This window comes from Shinella sp. 20P9.1.1, assembly GCF_057798995.1.
Window position 1 is genome coordinate 1 of the sequence record NZ_JBYOLC010000018.1, and the last position, 15,253, is coordinate 15,253.

The following is a 15,253-nucleotide window of genomic DNA, read 5'->3' on the forward strand; positions in this document are numbered from 1 at the left end:
AGGGAACATTCATTGATCGTATTGGAAGAAAGCATTTGGAGCGTTTTGTCTTGCGGCTCCCGAATGGTAATGATTCCACTTTTCAAACTGATTGGTTTTATACTTCTTGGGATACTTTTTGCCTACCTGCATCGGCTAGGGAATTGGATACGGGGAAAAGAGCAGCCCAACTACCGTTGGATTAAAAGCCTGCTTGCAATTGTTCTTGGAACAAGCGTGTTTATCGGCATCGGGTGGACGACTGCGGCATCGCCAAGTATCACACGTTTTGCAACGGATGGTTCGATCCTCATCGAGACCGGATGCCAGATGACAGAAACATACTCCAAAAGAATCCCGCTCGCTGAAGCCAGCATCACCTATCGGCATACAAAAAGCCGACGCGGCAACAACGCGTATTCTCTTGTCGTGAAGAACAGGGAACACACGATAACCCTGGATCTGACCCGTCAGCTTGACTATTCCGCATTGGCACGCATCGCACCGGAACCGATGATCAAATTTGCGAAGACACTTCGCGAGCAACGTCGAGACGTCCCTCCTCCGCTCCTGCTGCTGCTTAAACGACAGAAAACGTAAGCCTGACGCTAAACGTCATCTCCGCGCCACCCATCCAGATAGCGCACCCCTTCCACCCCGGTAAACTTCGCGAGCCTCGCCAACTCCGCCTCCAGCTTCTCCAGCCGTCCCGTCGAAGCGCGGACCTTCGGTTCCCACCAGAGGCGTTTGACGTCGAGCGTGCCGGCCTTGCGGTCGGCCTTCATGTCGATGCGGCCGACGAGGCGGTCGCCTTCGAGCAGGGGGAAGACGTAGTAGCCATACTGGCGCTTGGGCTCCGGCACGAAGACTTCGATGCGGTAGTAATAGCCGAAGAGGCGTTCGGTGCGGTTGCGGTCGCGGATCAGGGGATCGAAGGGGGAGAGGACGCGCAGGCGGGCGGGCGGCTCGGGAATATCGCCGAGATTATCAGGGAAACCGTCGAAGGCGTGGGCGATGCGCGGCTTGCCGCCATCGGCGGTTTCGATCGAGACGGGGCGAAGCTCGTCGCGATGCGCGTCCACCCAGGTCTTCGCCTCCTCCGGCGAGATCAGCGCCCAGAAGGCGGCGATTTCGCCATGGGTGGCAAAACCCAGCCGCGTCAGCGCACTGCGGCAGGCCCAATCGACGAAGGCCTCGTGCTCGACGGCGGGTTCGTGATGGTGCGGCGGCACCACGCGCTCGGTGAGATCATAGACCTTCTGGAAATTCTCGCGCCGGGAGATGCAGAGTTTCCCGGTGTGCCAGAGGAATTCCAGCGCCGTCTTGTTCGGGTGCCAGTTCCACCAGCCGCCGGACTTGTGGTCGTCCGTCTTCAGCTCGCGCGACAGGACGGCGCCGCCCGACGCGATGCGCTCATAGGTCTCGTCGAAGGCCTTATCGAAGCCCTCCCCCTGCCACTTGCTCCAGCGCTCGAGAATCGACGCCTCCTTGCGGCGGAAACGGTGTTTCCAGTAGCGGAAGAAGGCGCTCGGGATGATCGAGGCGTCGTGCGTCCAATGCTCGAAGAGATCGCCGTCCTTTTCCAGAAGCTGCGTCAGGTGCGCGCGCCGGTAGGTCTGGTTGCGTGAGAACAGGATTTGGTGATGCGCCCGCTCGACGGTGGCGATGCTATCGACCTGAACGAAGCCGATATCGTGGATGAGCTGCAGCAGCCCTTCCTTGCCGAGCTGCCGGCCTGGTGGTGCGCTGAGGCCCTGGCGGGCGAGGAAGATGCGCCGGGCTTCGGTATTCGAAAGAAGAATCGTCATAGCCGATGATAGGCATATATTCTTGGTTTGTTCCACCCGTTTTCCGCGTCGGGCGAAAGGTGCTGCGCGCGGCTCCGGCGGCTTTTCCCCGGATTGTTGTTCCCCATAGCCATCGATGGCGCAAAAGCGCTTCGCACTTTCCGCAGAATTGCTTATAGGTCCCCCACTCTCCGCGAACCGGGACCTTGCTCTTGGACATCGTCTTCTCCGCCGCCACGGTGCGTTATGGCAGCCGCACGGCGCTCCAGCCGCTGGATTTGCGGCTCTCAGAGCAACGCATCGGCGTCGTCGGCCTCAATGGTTCCGGCAAGACGACCATGGCGCGGCTGATCAACGGGCTCGTCAAGCCGGCCGCCGGCACCGTCACGGTCGGCGGACTGGATACGGTCGAGGACGAGCAGGCGGCGCGCGGCAAGACGGGCTTCATCTTCCAGAACCCGCAGCACCAGATGATCCTGCCGATCCTGGCAGAGGACATCGCCTTCGGCCTGAAGAACCGCGGGCTCGGCAAGGCCGAGATCGCCGAGCGCACCGAGGCCGTGCTGGACCGTTTCGGCATTGCGCATCTCGCACGCCGCCGCGTGCACGAACTTTCCGGCGGCGAGACGCAACTCGGCGCTATCGCCAGCGTGCTCGTCACCGGCCCGGAGCTTCTGATCCTCGACGAACCGACCAACCAGCTCGACCTGAAGAACCGCGCGCTGATCGCGCGCACCCTTGCCGGCCTGCCGGAACAGGTGCTCGTCATCACCCATGATCTTGCGCTGGTCGAGGACTTCGACCGCGTTCTGGTCTTCCACGACGGGCGGCTGGCGGCGGATGGCCGGCCGGCGGAAGCGATCCATGCCTACCGGGAGATTGCTGCATGCTGAACGGGCTCGATATCGACGGCAATTCGCCGCTGCACCGCATGCCGGTGCGCGGCAAGCTGATCGTGCTCTTTGCCGCCGCCATCGTGCTGTTCCTTCTCTCCGACCTGCGTCTGCTCGTGCCGGCGCTCGGCCTTTCGGCAGCGCTCTATCTCTCGACGGGGATCGGTCTTGCAGAGGCGGTGCGGCGCACGCGCTTCGTGCTGTTCACCGTGCTGCTCGTCGCGGCGGCAAACACTGTCTTCCAGTCGCCGCATGAGGGCGCCGTCGTCTTCTGCCGGCTGTCGACCCTGGTGCTGCTGGCCGCCGCCGTGACGGCAACGACGGGCATTTCCGCCTTCATGGACGAGATCACCCGGCTGATCACGCCGCTGGAGCGGTTCGGCTTCGTGCGGGCGGCGGATGTCAGCCTCGCGGTCGGCCTCATCATCCGCTTCGTGCCGGAGATTTTTGCGCGCTACGGCGAGATCGCAGCCGCGCACAAGGCGCGCGGCCTGCCGGTGCGGCCGCTCACCACGCTCGTGCCGCTCATTATCCTGACGCTGAAGGACGCCGACACGATCGCCATGGCGATTGACGCCCGCGGCTTTCGGCGGCAGTAAGCATTTGACCCATTTTTGTCCGACAGGGAATCCTGCCATGAACACCAGAGACATCGTCCTCATCGCCCTCTTCGCCGCGATCATCGTGGTGCTGGGCCTGCTGCCGCCGATCACGCTCGGCTTCATTCCGGTGCCGATCACCGCGCAGTCGCTCGGCGTCATGCTGGCCGGCTGCATCCTCGGCGCCAAGCGCGGTGCGAGCGCCGCGCTGCTCGTGCTGCTGCTCGTCGCCATCGGCCTGCCGGTGCTTTCGGGCGGTCGCGGCGGCCTTGCGGTCTTCGCCGGCCCGACGGCGGGTTATCTCGTCGGCTGGGTTTTTGGCGCCTTCGTCTGCGGCCTGATCGCCGAACGCCTCGTTAGGGAAGACCAGCCGGAACTCACGCAGTTCCTCTCCTTCCTCGCCGCCGCAGTCATTGGCGGCATCGGTGTCGTCTATCTCTTCGGCATGCCCTGGCTCGCCTATATGAGCGGCAAAGCCTTCTTCGAGACGGCCGCCGCCTCGCTGGTCTTCCTGCCGGGCGACCTCATCAAGGCGTTCGTCGCCATGCTCGCCGGTCGCGCCGTGCTGGCCGGCTATCCGCTCTTGCCGCAGCGCGCCTGAGCCGATGCCGCTTTCCGGCGCCCTCGAACGGCACGCCGCCCAAAATCCTGAAAACCCGGCCTTTCATCTGGACAGCCGGGTTTTGTCCTACGGTGCGCTTGCAGCCACGGCACGTCGCCTGCACGCCGTCTTTTCAGTCTTGGCGCCGGAAGGCCAAAGCAGCATCGGCCCGGAAAACCGGCTGATCGCGCTCGTCACCGGCAACCACGCATTGTTCCCCGCCGCCTTCACCGCTGCGACCTCAGGCAATATGTGCGCGGCCCTCATCGATCCGCATCTGCCCGAGGCTATCAGGCAACGGCTGCTCGACAAGATAAATCCCGACCTCGTCGTCACGGCCGAAGGCGCCGACCTCTGCGTCAGCGATCCAAAGCGAGGTGCTGCCGAAATAGTCGCGGAGCAGGCGCAAGCGACCGACCCGGCCTTGGTCGAGGGGCAGGCGGATGCGCCTTTCCTCATCGTCTTCACCTCGGGCACGACGGCCGATCCGAAACCGATCATCCGTGACCGGCGCTCCTGGCGCGTCAGCCTTGCCGCCGGAGCACCGTTCTTCGGCATCGATGCGCGGACCAGCACCTATGCCCCCGGCCCCCTCGCCCATGGGCTTGCGCTTTATGCCATGACGGAGTGCCTGCTGGCCGGCGCCACCTTCCATTCCACCCGGCATTTTGACGCGCACGCGGCACAAGAGACGATCCGGCAGCACGCCGTGCAGCGCCTCGTTCTCGTGCCGACCATGCTGCGCCGGCTTTGCGAAGGCGCGCCGCTGGAGGGTGTCGCGGCCATCACCGTCGCGGGCGCAAAACTCACGGCGGGCGATCACGCGCTCTACGGTAGCCATTTCCCCCGCGCGGCGCTCAGAGAATATTACGGCGCCTCGGAGCTGGGCTTCATCACCGTCACGGCACCCGACAATGCCGCCTCCTCCACCGCCGTGGGCAAGGCCTTTCCGGGGGTTGCGATCTCGGTGCTCGATGCGGCCGGCAATCCCTTGCCCGCAGGCGAAACCGGCACCGTCTTCGTCGAAAGCCCGCTTGTCGCCACCGGCTATCTCGGGGCCGGCGACGGTGCGGGGCTGGCGCGGTTCGGCGCGCTGGCGACGGTCGGCGATCTCGGTTTCCTGGAGGCAGATGGCACCTTGCATCTGCTCGGGCGTGCCGGCGGCATGGTCCTGTCAGGCGGCAACAACATCTATCCCTCCGAAGTCGAGGCGGCGCTGCAAAGCCTGCCCTTGGTGCGCGCCGCCCATGTCTTCGGCCGCGACCATGCCGATCTCGGCAGCGAACTGGTGGCGGTGATCGAGCCTGCCGCGTCGGGCCTGACGGCCGAAACCCTCATGGCGGCGCTGGCCGATCTCCTGCCGCGCTACAAGCAGCCGCGCCGGCTCTGGCTCTGCGCGAAAATGCCAACGACCCCTTCGGGCAAGGTGGAGGCGAAAACCGTGCGGCAATGGGTGGCGGAGGAGAGCGATGTCCTTGAACCGCTCCTCTGATCCCGAACGTATCCCCGTGGTCGCAGCGGCATTCCGCACGCCGATCGGCCGGGTCAACGGCACGCTGTCGGCCATCGAGCCGGCAAGCCTCGCCGCGCCCCTTATCCGCCGCATCCTTCAGGACACCGGCCTCGCCGCGGATGCCGTCGACGACGTTCTCCTCGGCAATGCCGCCAACAGCGCCGGCAATCTGGCGCGGCTGGCAGCGCTGGAGGCGGGGCTTCCCGTTTCCGTGCCCGGATTGACCATCGACCGGCAATGCGGCTCGGGGCTGGAGGCAATCACGCTCGCCGCCCGGCTGGTGACGGCGGGCGCCGGGCGCACCTACCTTGCCGGCGGGACTGAGAGCAGCAGCCGGGCGCATCTGCGCTTTCGTCCCCCGCTCACATCAGGCGATGCGCCGGAGCCGGTACGGCGCGCCCGCATGGCGCCCGATGCCATCGGCGACCCCGACATGGGCATCGCCGCCGAAAACGTCGCCCGCCACGCCGGCATCAGCCGCGCACGGCAGGATGCCTTTGCGCTGGAAAGCCATCGCCGCGCGGTAGACGCACAGAAGGCCGGTCGCTTTGCCGGCGAGATCGTGCCGCTCGACACACCTGCGGGCCGCGTTTCGCAGGACGAATGCCCGCGCGAAAACACCTCGCTGGAAAAGCTTGCGGCGCTGAAACCGGTCTTCCGTCCGGATGGAACCGTGACGGCGGGCAATGCCTGCCCGGTCAATGATGGCGCGGCCGTCGTGCTGGTGACCTCGCTGGCCGAAGCCCGGCGGCGCGGCCTGACGATGCTCCTGGAACTCGTCGACAGCGCCACGGTCGGCGTCGACCCGAACCTGCTCGGCCTCGGCCCCGTTCCGGCGATGGAAAAACTTGTCACGCGCAATCCCGGTCTCGATGCCGCGGCCATCCCCTATATTGAGTTCAACGAGGCCTTCGCCGCCCAGGTGCTCGCCAGCCTCGATGCGCTCGGCATCGATCACGCGATCGTCAACCGCGAGGGTGGTGCGCTTGCGCTCGGCCATCCCTACGGTGCGTCCGGCGCGATCCTCGTCACGCGGCTCTTTGCGCAGATGCGGGCGGCGGATGCGGGCGCCGAAGCGCTCGCCATGATGGGCATCGGCGGCGGCATGGGCATCGCGACTTTGTTTCGCAAGCTTGGGGGAACAGGATGAGCGAAAAGATCTATACCGGCGGCTGCCTCTGCGGCGCCATTCGTTTCGAGGCGACGGGGCCGGCGGAAAAGCCTCATACCTGCTCCTGCCGCTTCTGCCAGCAGCATACCGGCGCACCGACCGCCGCCTGGGTGGAATTTCCCACGGAGCGCGTGCAATGGACAGGCGCGGGTGCAAAACCCTCGACCTGGCGCTCGTCGGGTTATTCCAGCCGCGCCTTCTGCCCGGCCTGCGGCAGCTCCATCGGCGCCATCGATGACGAGCCGGTCGTGGCACTCTTGATCGGCGGCTTCGACGCGCCCACCGATCCGGCCTTTACACCGCAATACCATTCCTTCGAGGATTGCCGGCCGGGCTGGCTCAGCGTCGAGACCGCCTCAGGCGAGGAATGATTTCAGCCAGTCGCGGATCGGCTGCGGCACGTTGACGGGCTGGCGGGTTGCGGGATCGACGGCGACCCAGACGATCTCAAGATCCGCCACCGCTGCGCCATCGCAGGCGATCGCCACGGCGAAGCTGAGCGAGGTGGCGCCGATGCGCGTCACCGAAACCTTGAAACGGGCGAGATCATCCAGCCGCAGCCCCCTGTGGAAGGTGCAGCCGGATTTGCGCACGAAATAGACGGGATCGTTTTGCCCAACCGGCCGGTGACGCCAGAGGCCGGCGACGGCCGCTTCCGCATGGGCGTAATAGGCGGCATTGTGCATATGGCCGTGCATGTCTATATCGCGGAACGGTATCCTGACTTCGCTGACCGTGATGTCTGCCGCCTGTTCCACGTCGTATCCCGGGGTCAATCCATGCTTCGTGCCGTTGTTAGAGCCTTCGGCGATCCCCGGCAAGTGATCGGGCTGGAAGAGACGGAGCGCAGGCCCCTCGGCTCCGGCGAGGTCGAGATCCGCATCCGCCGCGCCGCCATCAACCCCTCCGACCTCATCCCGGTCACCGGCGCCTATCGCAGCCGCACCGCCCTGCCCTTCGTGCCCGGCTTCGAGGGTGTCGGCGAAATCATCCGCCTTGGCGAGGGCGTGGACGATCTTGCCGTCGGCCAACGCGTGCTGCCGATCGGCGCAAGCGGGCTCTGGCAGGAATATCTGGTGCGCCCGGCCGCGTGGTGTTTCGCCGTGCCGGACGATCTCACAGACGATCAGGCCGCCATGGCCTATGTAAACCCGCTTACGGCCTTCCGGCTGGTCGATGCCGTGAAAGCGCATTTCGGCAGGGTCACAGGCCAGCGCATCGGCGTGACGGCAGCGGCGTCGGCCATCGGCAGGATGCTGCTCACGCTTCTCGCCGAGGCCGGTTTCCGCCCTGTCGCTCTGGTGCGCAGCGCCGCGACGGCCGCGCGGCTGGCCGAGGGCTTTTCCGGTGAAATCGTCATCGCCAATGCCCCGCCGCTCGATGCCGTCCTCGATGCCGTCGGCGGCGAGGCGGGCAATGCGCTTTTCCGCACCCTCCGCCATGGCGGCGCTTTTGTGCAATACGGTGCGCTTTCGGGCGCGCAGCTCGATCCCGCGCTTGTCAGCGCCCGCCGCGAGGACATCGCCTTCTCCTTCCTCTGGCTGCGCAACTGGGTGCATTCCGCCCAGCGTGCGGAGATCGCCGCCGAATTCGAGCGCAGCTTCGCCGGCATCCGCGCCGGGTACCTCGCCTCCACCGTCGACACGGTTTTCGCCCTCTCCGATCTACCCTCCGCCCTCGCCCGGCAGGACGATCCGGCCCGCGCCGGAAAATTGCTGCTTGCACCGTGACTGTTGAAAAGGCGGTGCGGCTGGCCCATTTCCCGTGGACCTCGCCAATTGCAATGGATAGCTTCCGGCCATGACGACGTGTCTCCTAGAGAACCCGATCTTCCTCGAGCATCACACGCAGGAGGGCCACCCCGAGCGGTCCGACCGCATCCGCGCGATCAATCTCGCCTTGGAACACGAGCGCTTTGCGCCGCTCAAGCGCGAGAAGGCGCCGCAGGCCAACGAGGATTTCGTGCTGCTTGCCCATCCGGAAAGCCATCTTCGCGCCGTGATGTCGGCAATGCCCGAAGAGGGCATCGAGCAGATCGAATCCGACACCTATGCCAGCCCTGCCAGCTTTCAGGCGGCCCTGACGGGCATCGGCGGGGCGCTCGCGGCCGTCGATGCGGTCTTTACCGGCAAGGCGGACAATGCCTTCGTGCTTGCCCGCCCGCCCGGTCATCATGCCGAGCGCGACAAGGCGATGGGCTTCTGCTTCTTCAACAATGCCGCCATCGCCGCCCGCCACGCCCAGAAGGCCTACGGCGCCGAGCGTGTCGCCATCGTCGACTGGGACGTGCACCACGGCAACGGCACGCAGGATATTTTCTACGACGATCCGTCCGTGCTGTTCTGCTCGACGCACCAGATGCCGCTCTATCCCGGCTCCGGCGCCAAGACCGAGACGGGGGCCGGCAATATCGTCAACGCGCCGCTCTCGGCCAATGACGGCAGCGACCATTTCCGCGAGGCGTTCAAATCCCGCGTCCTGCCGCGCGTCGCGGATTTCAAGCCCGACATCATCATCATTTCCGCCGGCTTCGATGCGCATCACCGCGATCCGCTGGCGCAGATCAACCTCGTCGCCGACGATTTCGACTGGGCGACGGCCAAGCTGATGGAACTTTCCGAAAAATCGGCAAACAACCGGGTGGTCAGCCTGCTGGAAGGCGGCTACGACCTCACGGGCCTGGCCGAATCCGCCGCCACCCATATCTACCGCCTGATGAGAGGCTGACCATGACCAATCCTGCTGCCGCCTCCGGGCCTGACGTTTCCGCCCTCACCTTCGAACAGGCCGTCGAGGAACTGGAAAAGATCGTTGCCGCGCTGGAACGCGGCGACGTGCCGCTCGACCGCTCCATCGAGATCTACGAGCGCGGCGAGGCCTTGAAAAAGCATTGCGAAACGCTGCTCTCGGCCGCCGAAAACCGCATCGAGAAGATCCGCCTCGACCGTGCCGGCAAGCCGCAGGGCACGGAGCCGCTCGACGGGGCGTGAGCCTCAGAGCTGTGCGGCAATCGCCGCCTTGTCGATGACCGACCAGACATTGCGGATGCGCTCATCCTCGAATTCGTAGAAGACGTTTTCGGTGAAGGAGACCTTGCGGCCATTGACCGGCAGGCCGAAGAGTTCGCCTACCGGCGTGCAGTCGAACAGCAGGCGGCTCGCCACGCGTGGCGGTTCGATCACCAGGAAATCGATGGCGAAATGCAGATCCGGGATGGCGCGAAAATCGCCCTCCAGCATCGTGCGATAGCCTGAAAGGCCGATGCGCTTGCCGTTGTATTGCGCCCCCTCGTGGACGAAGCTGCCGAGGCTGGCCCAATCCTGCCTGTTGAGGCAGGCGATATATCCACGGTAGAGTGCTGCCAGTTCCTGTCCGGTCATTGTCGTCTCCCTGCTTCTGGCAAATATGGCGCTGATCGCGGCAAAGGCCAGAGGCGGAAAAGGGTGATCACACCGTCAACATCAGCCGCCCTATCCACACCCCACCCTGCCCGCTAGCATGCACCCAACGAACCCAATCACAGGAGGGCGCAATGAGCTTCTTTCCCGGAAAAGACCCCGAGGCTGGCGATGCGGCGGCGTGCGATGCGCTGGAACATCTGATCATTCCGCGCACCAGCGATATCGGCGGGCTGGAGGTGCGGCGCGCGCTGCCGACGGCCAAGCGGCGGCTGGTCGGGCCGTTCATCTTCTTCGACCGCATGGGGCCGGCGCTACTGCGCGCGGGTGAGGCGATCGACGTCAAGCCGCATCCGCATATCGGGCTTTCCACTGTCACCTATCTCTTCGACGGCGAGATCAAGCACCGCGACAGCCTCGGCACCGAAATGGTCATCGCGCCCGGCGACATCAACCTGATGACGGCGGGGCGCGGCATCGTGCATTCGGAGCGCTCGCCGGAGAACCTGCGCGGCAAGCCGCAGTCGATTTCCGGGCTGCAGACCTGGCTTGCTTTGCCCGACAGCCACGAGGAAATGGCGCCGGTCTTTTCGCACACGACGAAGGCCGAGCTTCCCGCCTTCTCGGCCGATGGCATTACCGGACGCACGATCATCGGCAAATATGAGGGTCACGCCTCGCCGGTCAGCGTGCCCACGGATACGCTCTATACCGACCTGATGCTTTCGCCGGGTGCTGCCGCACCGCTCGCCGCGGACTGGGAAGAGCGCGCGGTCTATGTGCTGTCCGGCACGCTGGAAGTGGCGGGCGACGTCTTTGCCGCCGACCAGCTGCTCGTCTTCCGCGCCGGCGATGCCATCACGCTCAAGGCTGGTCCCGAAGGCTGTCACATCATGGTCTTCGGCGGCGCGGCGCTTGGCTCCAAGCGCTATATCTGGTGGAATTTCGTCTCCTCCTCCAAGGAGCGCATCGAGCAGGCCAAGGAGGAATGGCGCACCGGCCGCTTCGACATCGTGCCGGGCGACGAGGAGGAATTCGTGCCGCTTCCGGCCCGATGATATATAGGTCTTTGGCTATTATAGTGGCAAACCCGTACGCCTCCTCCTTCTCCTGCCGCTCACCTCCCCTCCGTGACCCTCGGGCTTGACCCGAGGATCCACGCCACAAGCGAGACGGTGCGGATGTATGGATCCTCGGGTCAAGCCCGAGGATGACGTCGTTGGGTGGGGACCTGTTGCATTTCCATAACTCCGCACCGCCGTCCTCCCGACAAATAGTGTCAAATCGGCGGCAAGGGCCGTTGACTCATTCATAGCCATTCAGCTATATAAAAATCCATAGCCAACGAGGTATGGATCTAATGGCTGAGGCCCATGACATGTTGTTCCGCACGCTTGCGGATCCAACGCGGCGCGCGCTCTTCGAGCGCCTGTGCCGCGAGGGGGAGAAGACGGTGGGGGCGCTGACGGCGCAGGCCGGCGTTTCGCAGCCTGTCGTCTCCAAACATCTCGGCCTGCTCAAACAGGCCGGCCTCGTGCGCGACCGCCACGAGGGGCGGCAGACGCACTACAGCGCGCAGCTCGGCGCGCTCACCCCGCTGGTCGACTGGACCAGCCAGATGGCGCGGTTCTGGGAGCGGCGCTTCGACGATCTCGAAAATTTGCTGAGGAGAATGGATCAATGAGCACTGCATCCGTGACGCGCTCCGTCGTCGTCGAGCGCGATATCGCCCATCCGCCGGAAAAGCTCTGGCGTGCCCTGACGCAGCCGCACCTGATTTCGGAATGGCTGATGCGCAACGACGATTTTCAGCCCGTCGCCGGCCATGCCTTCCGGCTGAGCGGCGACTGGGGCGGCGTCGACTGCGAGGTGCTGACGGTCGAGCCCGGCAAGGTGCTGACCTATCGTTGGGATCATCCGCACGAAGACCCGGCCTTCAATCTCACGAGCGTGGTCAGCTTCACGCTCACGCCGACGGCGACGGGCACGCACCTGCGCATGGAACAGACCGGCTTCCGGCCGGAACAGAAACAGGCCTTCGGCGGCGCGCGCTATGGCTGGGAAGCACATTTCACCAATCTCGAGCGGGTTCTGGCAGGGCTGGAATAGGGAGAAGCCGTGATGAACTGGAACCTCCTGATCCGTCAGGGCCACCGCTGGATTTCGATCCTGTTCACGCTCGCCGTGCTGGTGAACATTGCGGCGATGACGCAGGGCCAGCCACCGATCTGGATCGGCCTTCTGGCGCTCTTCCCGCTGATCCTTTTGCTGGTCAGCGGTCTCTATCTCTTCGCCCTGCCCTATATTGCCCGTGCAAGACGCGGCTAGGAGGCTGTGATGAGTGACAAACCGGTGCTGCTGTCCGGCGGTAATCCGCAAATTGCGAAAGGCGATGGCGACGGGCCGGTTAAAGCCTATATCGCCGCGATGCCGGGCTGGAAGAGCGATGTCGGCCGCAGGCTGGATGCGCTGGTCGAAAAGACAGTGCCCGGTGTGGCCAAGGCGGTGAAGTGGAATTCGCCCTTCTATGGCAAGGCGGGCGACGGCTGGTTTCTCAGTTATCACTGCTTTGCGAAATACATAAAGCTGACCTTCTTCCGCGGCACCGCGCTCGATCCGGTACCGCCGGTCGCCTCGAAAACCGCGGAAACCCGCTATTTTCATATTCACGAGGGCGAAGCGCTCGATGAAGCGCTGCTTTCCGGCTGGATCCGGCAGGCCAGCACGCTTCCCGGCGAACGCCTCTGACACGGGATGAAACCATGAGTACGACTGAAACCGAATCCCCGTCGACGCTGATCGACAAGCGCATAGCCGAACTCGCCGACTGGCGCGGCGCCATGCTGGCGCGGCTGCGGGCGCTGATCAAGCAGGCCGATCCAGACGTGACCGAGGAATGGAAGTGGCGCGGCGTGCCCGTCTGGGAGCATGACGGCATTCTCTGCACCGGCGAGACCTACAAGTCCGTGGTGAAGATGACCTTCGCCAAGGGCGCGTCGCTCGACGATCCCGCCGGTCTTTTCAACTCCAGCCTGGAAGGCAACACGCGCCGCGCCATCGATTTCCCGCAGGGGGCTGCGATCGACGAAGACGCGCTGAAGGCGCTGATCCGTGCCGCCGTCGCCTTGAATCAGGCCTCTCGCGCCAAGAAGAAGAAGTAGATATCGGCGGCTTTTGCCGTTGGTCACGTCCGCAAAATGCCTGATTTGCCTTGGAGAACGCGGGGCTGCGTCGGATTGCGTGGTATCAATCCGGCGAAATACGCTCTAGACTTGCCGAAACGGTTGAAATCGCGCGCCGCATTCTGCATGTGACAGCGTAAAATCGTAACGTTCGGGCCGGGCTCCGTGAGGGAACCTTCGCACACGGGCGACAAGACGAGGCTTGAGAGTGACCCAGACGCCAGCCACCCCCCTGCTCGACAAGGTCCGCATTCCCGCAGACCTGAAGGCCGTGGACGATCGCGACCTGCCGCAGCTCGCCAGCGAGCTGCGCGCGGAAATGATCGACGCCGTCTCGCGCACGGGCGGCCATCTCGGCGCCGGGCTTGGCGTGGTGGAACTGACCATCGCCATCCACAAGGTCTTCAACACGCCCGACGACCGGCTGATCTTCGACGTCGGCCACCAGTGCTACCCGCACAAGATCCTGACCGGCCGGCGCGACCGCATTCGGACGCTGCGCCAGGAAGACGGCCTCTCCGGCTTCACCCGCCGCGCCGAGAGCGAATACGACCCCTTCGGTGCGGCCCATTCCTCGACCTCGATTTCCGCCGGCCTCGGCATGGCGGTCGCCGCCGATCTTTCCGGCGCAAACCGCAATGTCATCGCCATCATCGGCGACGGCGCCATGTCGGCCGGCATGGCCTATGAGGCGCTGAACAATGCCGGCGCGCTCGATGCACGCCTCATCGTTATCCTCAACGACAACGACATGTCGATTGCGCCGCCGACGGGCGCGATGAGCGCCTATCTCGCGCGCCTCGCCTCGGGCCGCACCTATATGGGCTTCCGCGAGTTCGGCAAGAAACTGACGGCCTATCTCGGCAAGAAGGTCGACCGGGCGATTACCCGCGCCGTCGAGCATGCGCGCGGTTACGTGACCGGCGGCACGCTGTTCGAGGAGATGGGTTTCTATCATATCGGCCCGATCGACGGCCATTCCTTCGAACATTTGCTGCCCGTGCTGCGCAATGTGCGCGACAACTCCAAGGGTCCGGTGCTGATCCATGTGGTGACGCAGAAGGGCAAGGGCTATCCGCCCGCCGAAGCCGCCGCCGATAAGTATCACGGCGTCAACACCTTCGACGTCATCACCGGCACGCAGGCCAAGGCCAAGCCGAACGCCCCGAGCTACACCTCCGTCTTCGGCGAGGCCCTGGTGCAGGAAGCCGGCTTCGACGAAAAGATCGTCGGCGTTACCGCCGCCATGCCCAACGGTACCGGCATCGACAAGCTCGCCGCCGCCTATCCCATGCGCACCTTCGACGTGGGCATTGCCGAACAGCATGCCGTGACCTTCGCCGCCGGCCTTGCCGCCGAGGGCTACAAGCCGTTCTGCGCGCTCTACTCGACCTTCCTGCAGCGCGGTTACGACCAGGTGGTGCACGATGTCGCCATCCAGGGCCTGCCCGTGCGCTTCCCCATCGACCGCGCCGGTTTCGTCGGCGCCGACGGCCCGACTCATGCCGGCTCCTTCGACACGACCTATCTCGCCACCCTGCCCGGTTTCGTGGTGATGGCCGCCGCCGACGAGGCGGAACTCAAGCACATGGTGCGCACCGCCGCCGCCTATGACGCCGGCCCGATCTCCTTCCGCTATCCGCGCGGCGAAGGCGTCGGCGTCGATATGCCCGCCCGCGGCGAAATCCTGGAGATCGGCAAGGGCCGTGTCGTCAAGCAGGGGTCGAAGGTGGCGCTCTTGTCCTTCGGCACCCGCCTTGCCGATTGTCTGCTGGCCGCCGAGGACCTCGACGCGTCGGGGCTGTCCACGACGGTCGCCGATGCGCGCTTCGCCAAGCCGCTCGACCACGACTTGATCCGCCAGCTTGCCCGCCATCACGAGGTGCTGATCACCATCGAGGAAGGCGCCGTCGGCGGCTTCGGCAGCCATGTGCTGCAGTTCCTCGCCATGGAAGGCCTGCTCGATCACGGGCTGAAGGTGCGTCCGCTGGTGCTGCCCGATATCTGGATGGAACAGGCCAAACCCGAGGCGATGTACGCAAAGGCCGGGCTGGACCGCGCCGGCATCGTCTCGACGGTGTTCAAGGCGCTCGGCCAGAAGGCCGTTGGCGTGGGCGCGGCGGGCTGAGC

Annotated in this window: 20 protein-coding genes; 17 read left to right on the forward strand and 3 right to left on the reverse strand. The window is 65.0% G+C overall.

The features are described 5' to 3' along the window. On the forward strand, positions 1–579 hold a 579-nt coding region (locus AC27VQ_RS23320; protein ID WP_488718188.1), incomplete at its 5' end, for a hypothetical protein. Positions 580–587: 8 nt separating this feature from the next. Here AC27VQ_RS23320 and AC27VQ_RS23325 read toward each other — a convergent pair. Then, positions 588–1,787 carry a winged helix-turn-helix domain-containing protein gene (locus AC27VQ_RS23325; protein WP_488718189.1) on the reverse strand — a complete coding sequence of 400 codons (1,200 nt, stop codon included), beginning with the start codon at positions 1,785–1,787 and terminating at the stop codon, positions 588–590. Positions 1,788–1,978: 191 nt separating this feature from the next. On the opposite strand from AC27VQ_RS23325, the gene AC27VQ_RS23330 reads away from it, so the two are divergent. The 6 genes from AC27VQ_RS23330 to AC27VQ_RS23355 are packed head-to-tail and all read left to right on the forward strand — an operon-like array spanning position 1,979 to position 6,914. Next, positions 1,979–2,659: an energy-coupling factor ABC transporter ATP-binding protein gene (locus AC27VQ_RS23330; RefSeq protein WP_488718190.1), complete on the forward strand. Its 681-nt coding sequence runs from the start codon at positions 1,979–1,981 to the stop codon at positions 2,657–2,659. Next, entirely contained in the window at positions 2,653–3,258 is a 606-nt protein-coding gene (locus AC27VQ_RS23335) for an energy-coupling factor transporter transmembrane component T family protein (RefSeq protein WP_488718191.1), read from the forward strand. The genes AC27VQ_RS23330 and AC27VQ_RS23335 overlap by 7 nt, the downstream gene beginning before the upstream one ends. A 37-nt stretch (positions 3,259–3,295) precedes the next feature. Continuing rightward, positions 3,296–3,859: a biotin transporter BioY gene (locus tag AC27VQ_RS23340; protein ID WP_488718192.1), complete on the forward strand. Its 564-nt coding sequence runs from the start codon at positions 3,296–3,298 to the stop codon at positions 3,857–3,859. A 4-nt stretch (positions 3,860–3,863) separates the two neighbouring features. After that, positions 3,864–5,351 (forward strand): class I adenylate-forming enzyme family protein, encoded by a 1,488-nt coding sequence (locus AC27VQ_RS23345; protein ID WP_488718193.1) that lies wholly within the window; start codon positions 3,864–3,866, stop codon positions 5,349–5,351. Next, a complete protein-coding gene (locus tag AC27VQ_RS23350) occupies positions 5,335–6,522 on the forward strand; it encodes a thiolase family protein (RefSeq protein ID WP_488718194.1) in 1,188 nt (395 codons plus the stop codon). Before AC27VQ_RS23345 ends, AC27VQ_RS23350 begins: the two co-directional genes overlap by 17 nt. Continuing rightward, positions 6,519–6,914 carry a GFA family protein gene (locus tag AC27VQ_RS23355; protein WP_488718195.1) on the forward strand — a complete coding sequence of 132 codons (396 nt, stop codon included), beginning with the start codon at positions 6,519–6,521 and terminating at the stop codon, positions 6,912–6,914. Before AC27VQ_RS23350 ends, AC27VQ_RS23355 begins: the two co-directional genes overlap by 4 nt. On the opposite strand, the gene AC27VQ_RS23360 is transcribed toward AC27VQ_RS23355, so the two are convergent. Next, positions 6,900–7,301, reverse strand: a complete 402-nt coding sequence (locus AC27VQ_RS23360; RefSeq protein WP_488718196.1) for an acyl-CoA thioesterase — start codon at positions 7,299–7,301, stop codon at positions 6,900–6,902. The two genes, AC27VQ_RS23355 and AC27VQ_RS23360, sit on opposite strands and share 15 nt — an antisense overlap. 21 nt (positions 7,302–7,322) lie before the next feature. Between AC27VQ_RS23360 and AC27VQ_RS23365 the strand changes: the two genes are divergently transcribed. The 3 genes from AC27VQ_RS23365 to AC27VQ_RS23375 all read left to right on the forward strand — a co-directional run bounded on the left by AC27VQ_RS23365 (position 7,323) and on the right by AC27VQ_RS23375 (position 9,533). Then, positions 7,323–8,273 (forward strand): zinc-dependent alcohol dehydrogenase family protein, encoded by a 951-nt coding sequence (locus AC27VQ_RS23365; RefSeq protein ID WP_488718197.1) that lies wholly within the window; start codon positions 7,323–7,325, stop codon positions 8,271–8,273. A gap of 70 nt (positions 8,274–8,343) precedes the next feature. Next, a complete protein-coding gene (locus tag AC27VQ_RS23370; protein ID WP_488718198.1) occupies positions 8,344–9,270 on the forward strand; it encodes a histone deacetylase family protein in 927 nt (308 codons plus the stop codon). Positions 9,271–9,272: 2 nt separating this feature from the next. After that, a complete protein-coding gene (locus tag AC27VQ_RS23375; RefSeq protein WP_313524888.1) occupies positions 9,273–9,533 on the forward strand; it encodes an exodeoxyribonuclease VII small subunit in 261 nt (86 codons plus the stop codon). Between the two features lie 3 nt (positions 9,534–9,536). Here AC27VQ_RS23375 and AC27VQ_RS23380 read toward each other — a convergent pair whose 3' ends face one another. Continuing rightward, the gene (locus AC27VQ_RS23380) at positions 9,537–9,923 is read right to left on the reverse strand and encodes an ester cyclase (RefSeq protein WP_488718199.1); all 387 of its coding nucleotides are present in this window, start codon (positions 9,921–9,923) and stop codon (positions 9,537–9,539) included. 152 nt (positions 9,924–10,075) lie between these two features. Between AC27VQ_RS23380 and AC27VQ_RS23385 the strand changes: the two genes are divergently transcribed. The 7 genes from AC27VQ_RS23385 to dxs all read left to right on the forward strand — a co-directional run bounded on the left by AC27VQ_RS23385 (position 10,076) and on the right by dxs (position 15,251). Next, the gene (locus AC27VQ_RS23385; protein WP_488718200.1) at positions 10,076–10,999 is read left to right on the forward strand and encodes a pirin family protein; all 924 of its coding nucleotides are present in this window, start codon (positions 10,076–10,078) and stop codon (positions 10,997–10,999) included. 302 nt (positions 11,000–11,301) lie between these two features. Next, complete coding sequence (locus AC27VQ_RS23390) at positions 11,302–11,625, forward strand: ArsR/SmtB family transcription factor (protein WP_488718201.1); 324 nt, start codon at positions 11,302–11,304, stop codon at positions 11,623–11,625. Next, on the forward strand, positions 11,622–12,050 hold the full coding sequence (locus AC27VQ_RS23395) for an SRPBCC family protein (protein ID WP_488718202.1): 429 nt from the start codon (positions 11,622–11,624) through the stop codon (positions 12,048–12,050). The genes AC27VQ_RS23390 and AC27VQ_RS23395 overlap by 4 nt, the downstream gene beginning before the upstream one ends. A gap of 12 nt (positions 12,051–12,062) precedes the next feature. Then, positions 12,063–12,269: a hypothetical protein gene (locus AC27VQ_RS23400; protein WP_488718203.1), complete on the forward strand. Its 207-nt coding sequence runs from the start codon at positions 12,063–12,065 to the stop codon at positions 12,267–12,269. A 9-nt stretch (positions 12,270–12,278) separates the two neighbouring features. After that, entirely contained in the window at positions 12,279–12,689 is a 411-nt protein-coding gene (locus tag AC27VQ_RS23405) for a DUF1801 domain-containing protein (protein WP_488718204.1), read from the forward strand. A 14-nt stretch (positions 12,690–12,703) separates the two neighbouring features. After that, the gene (locus AC27VQ_RS23410; RefSeq protein WP_488718205.1) at positions 12,704–13,102 is read left to right on the forward strand and encodes a DUF1801 domain-containing protein; all 399 of its coding nucleotides are present in this window, start codon (positions 12,704–12,706) and stop codon (positions 13,100–13,102) included. 229 nt (positions 13,103–13,331) lie between these two features. Then, positions 13,332–15,251 (forward strand): 1-deoxy-D-xylulose-5-phosphate synthase, encoded by a 1,920-nt coding sequence (gene dxs / locus AC27VQ_RS23415; RefSeq protein WP_488718206.1) that lies wholly within the window; start codon positions 13,332–13,334, stop codon positions 15,249–15,251. Positions 15,252–15,253: the final 2 nt, after the last annotated feature.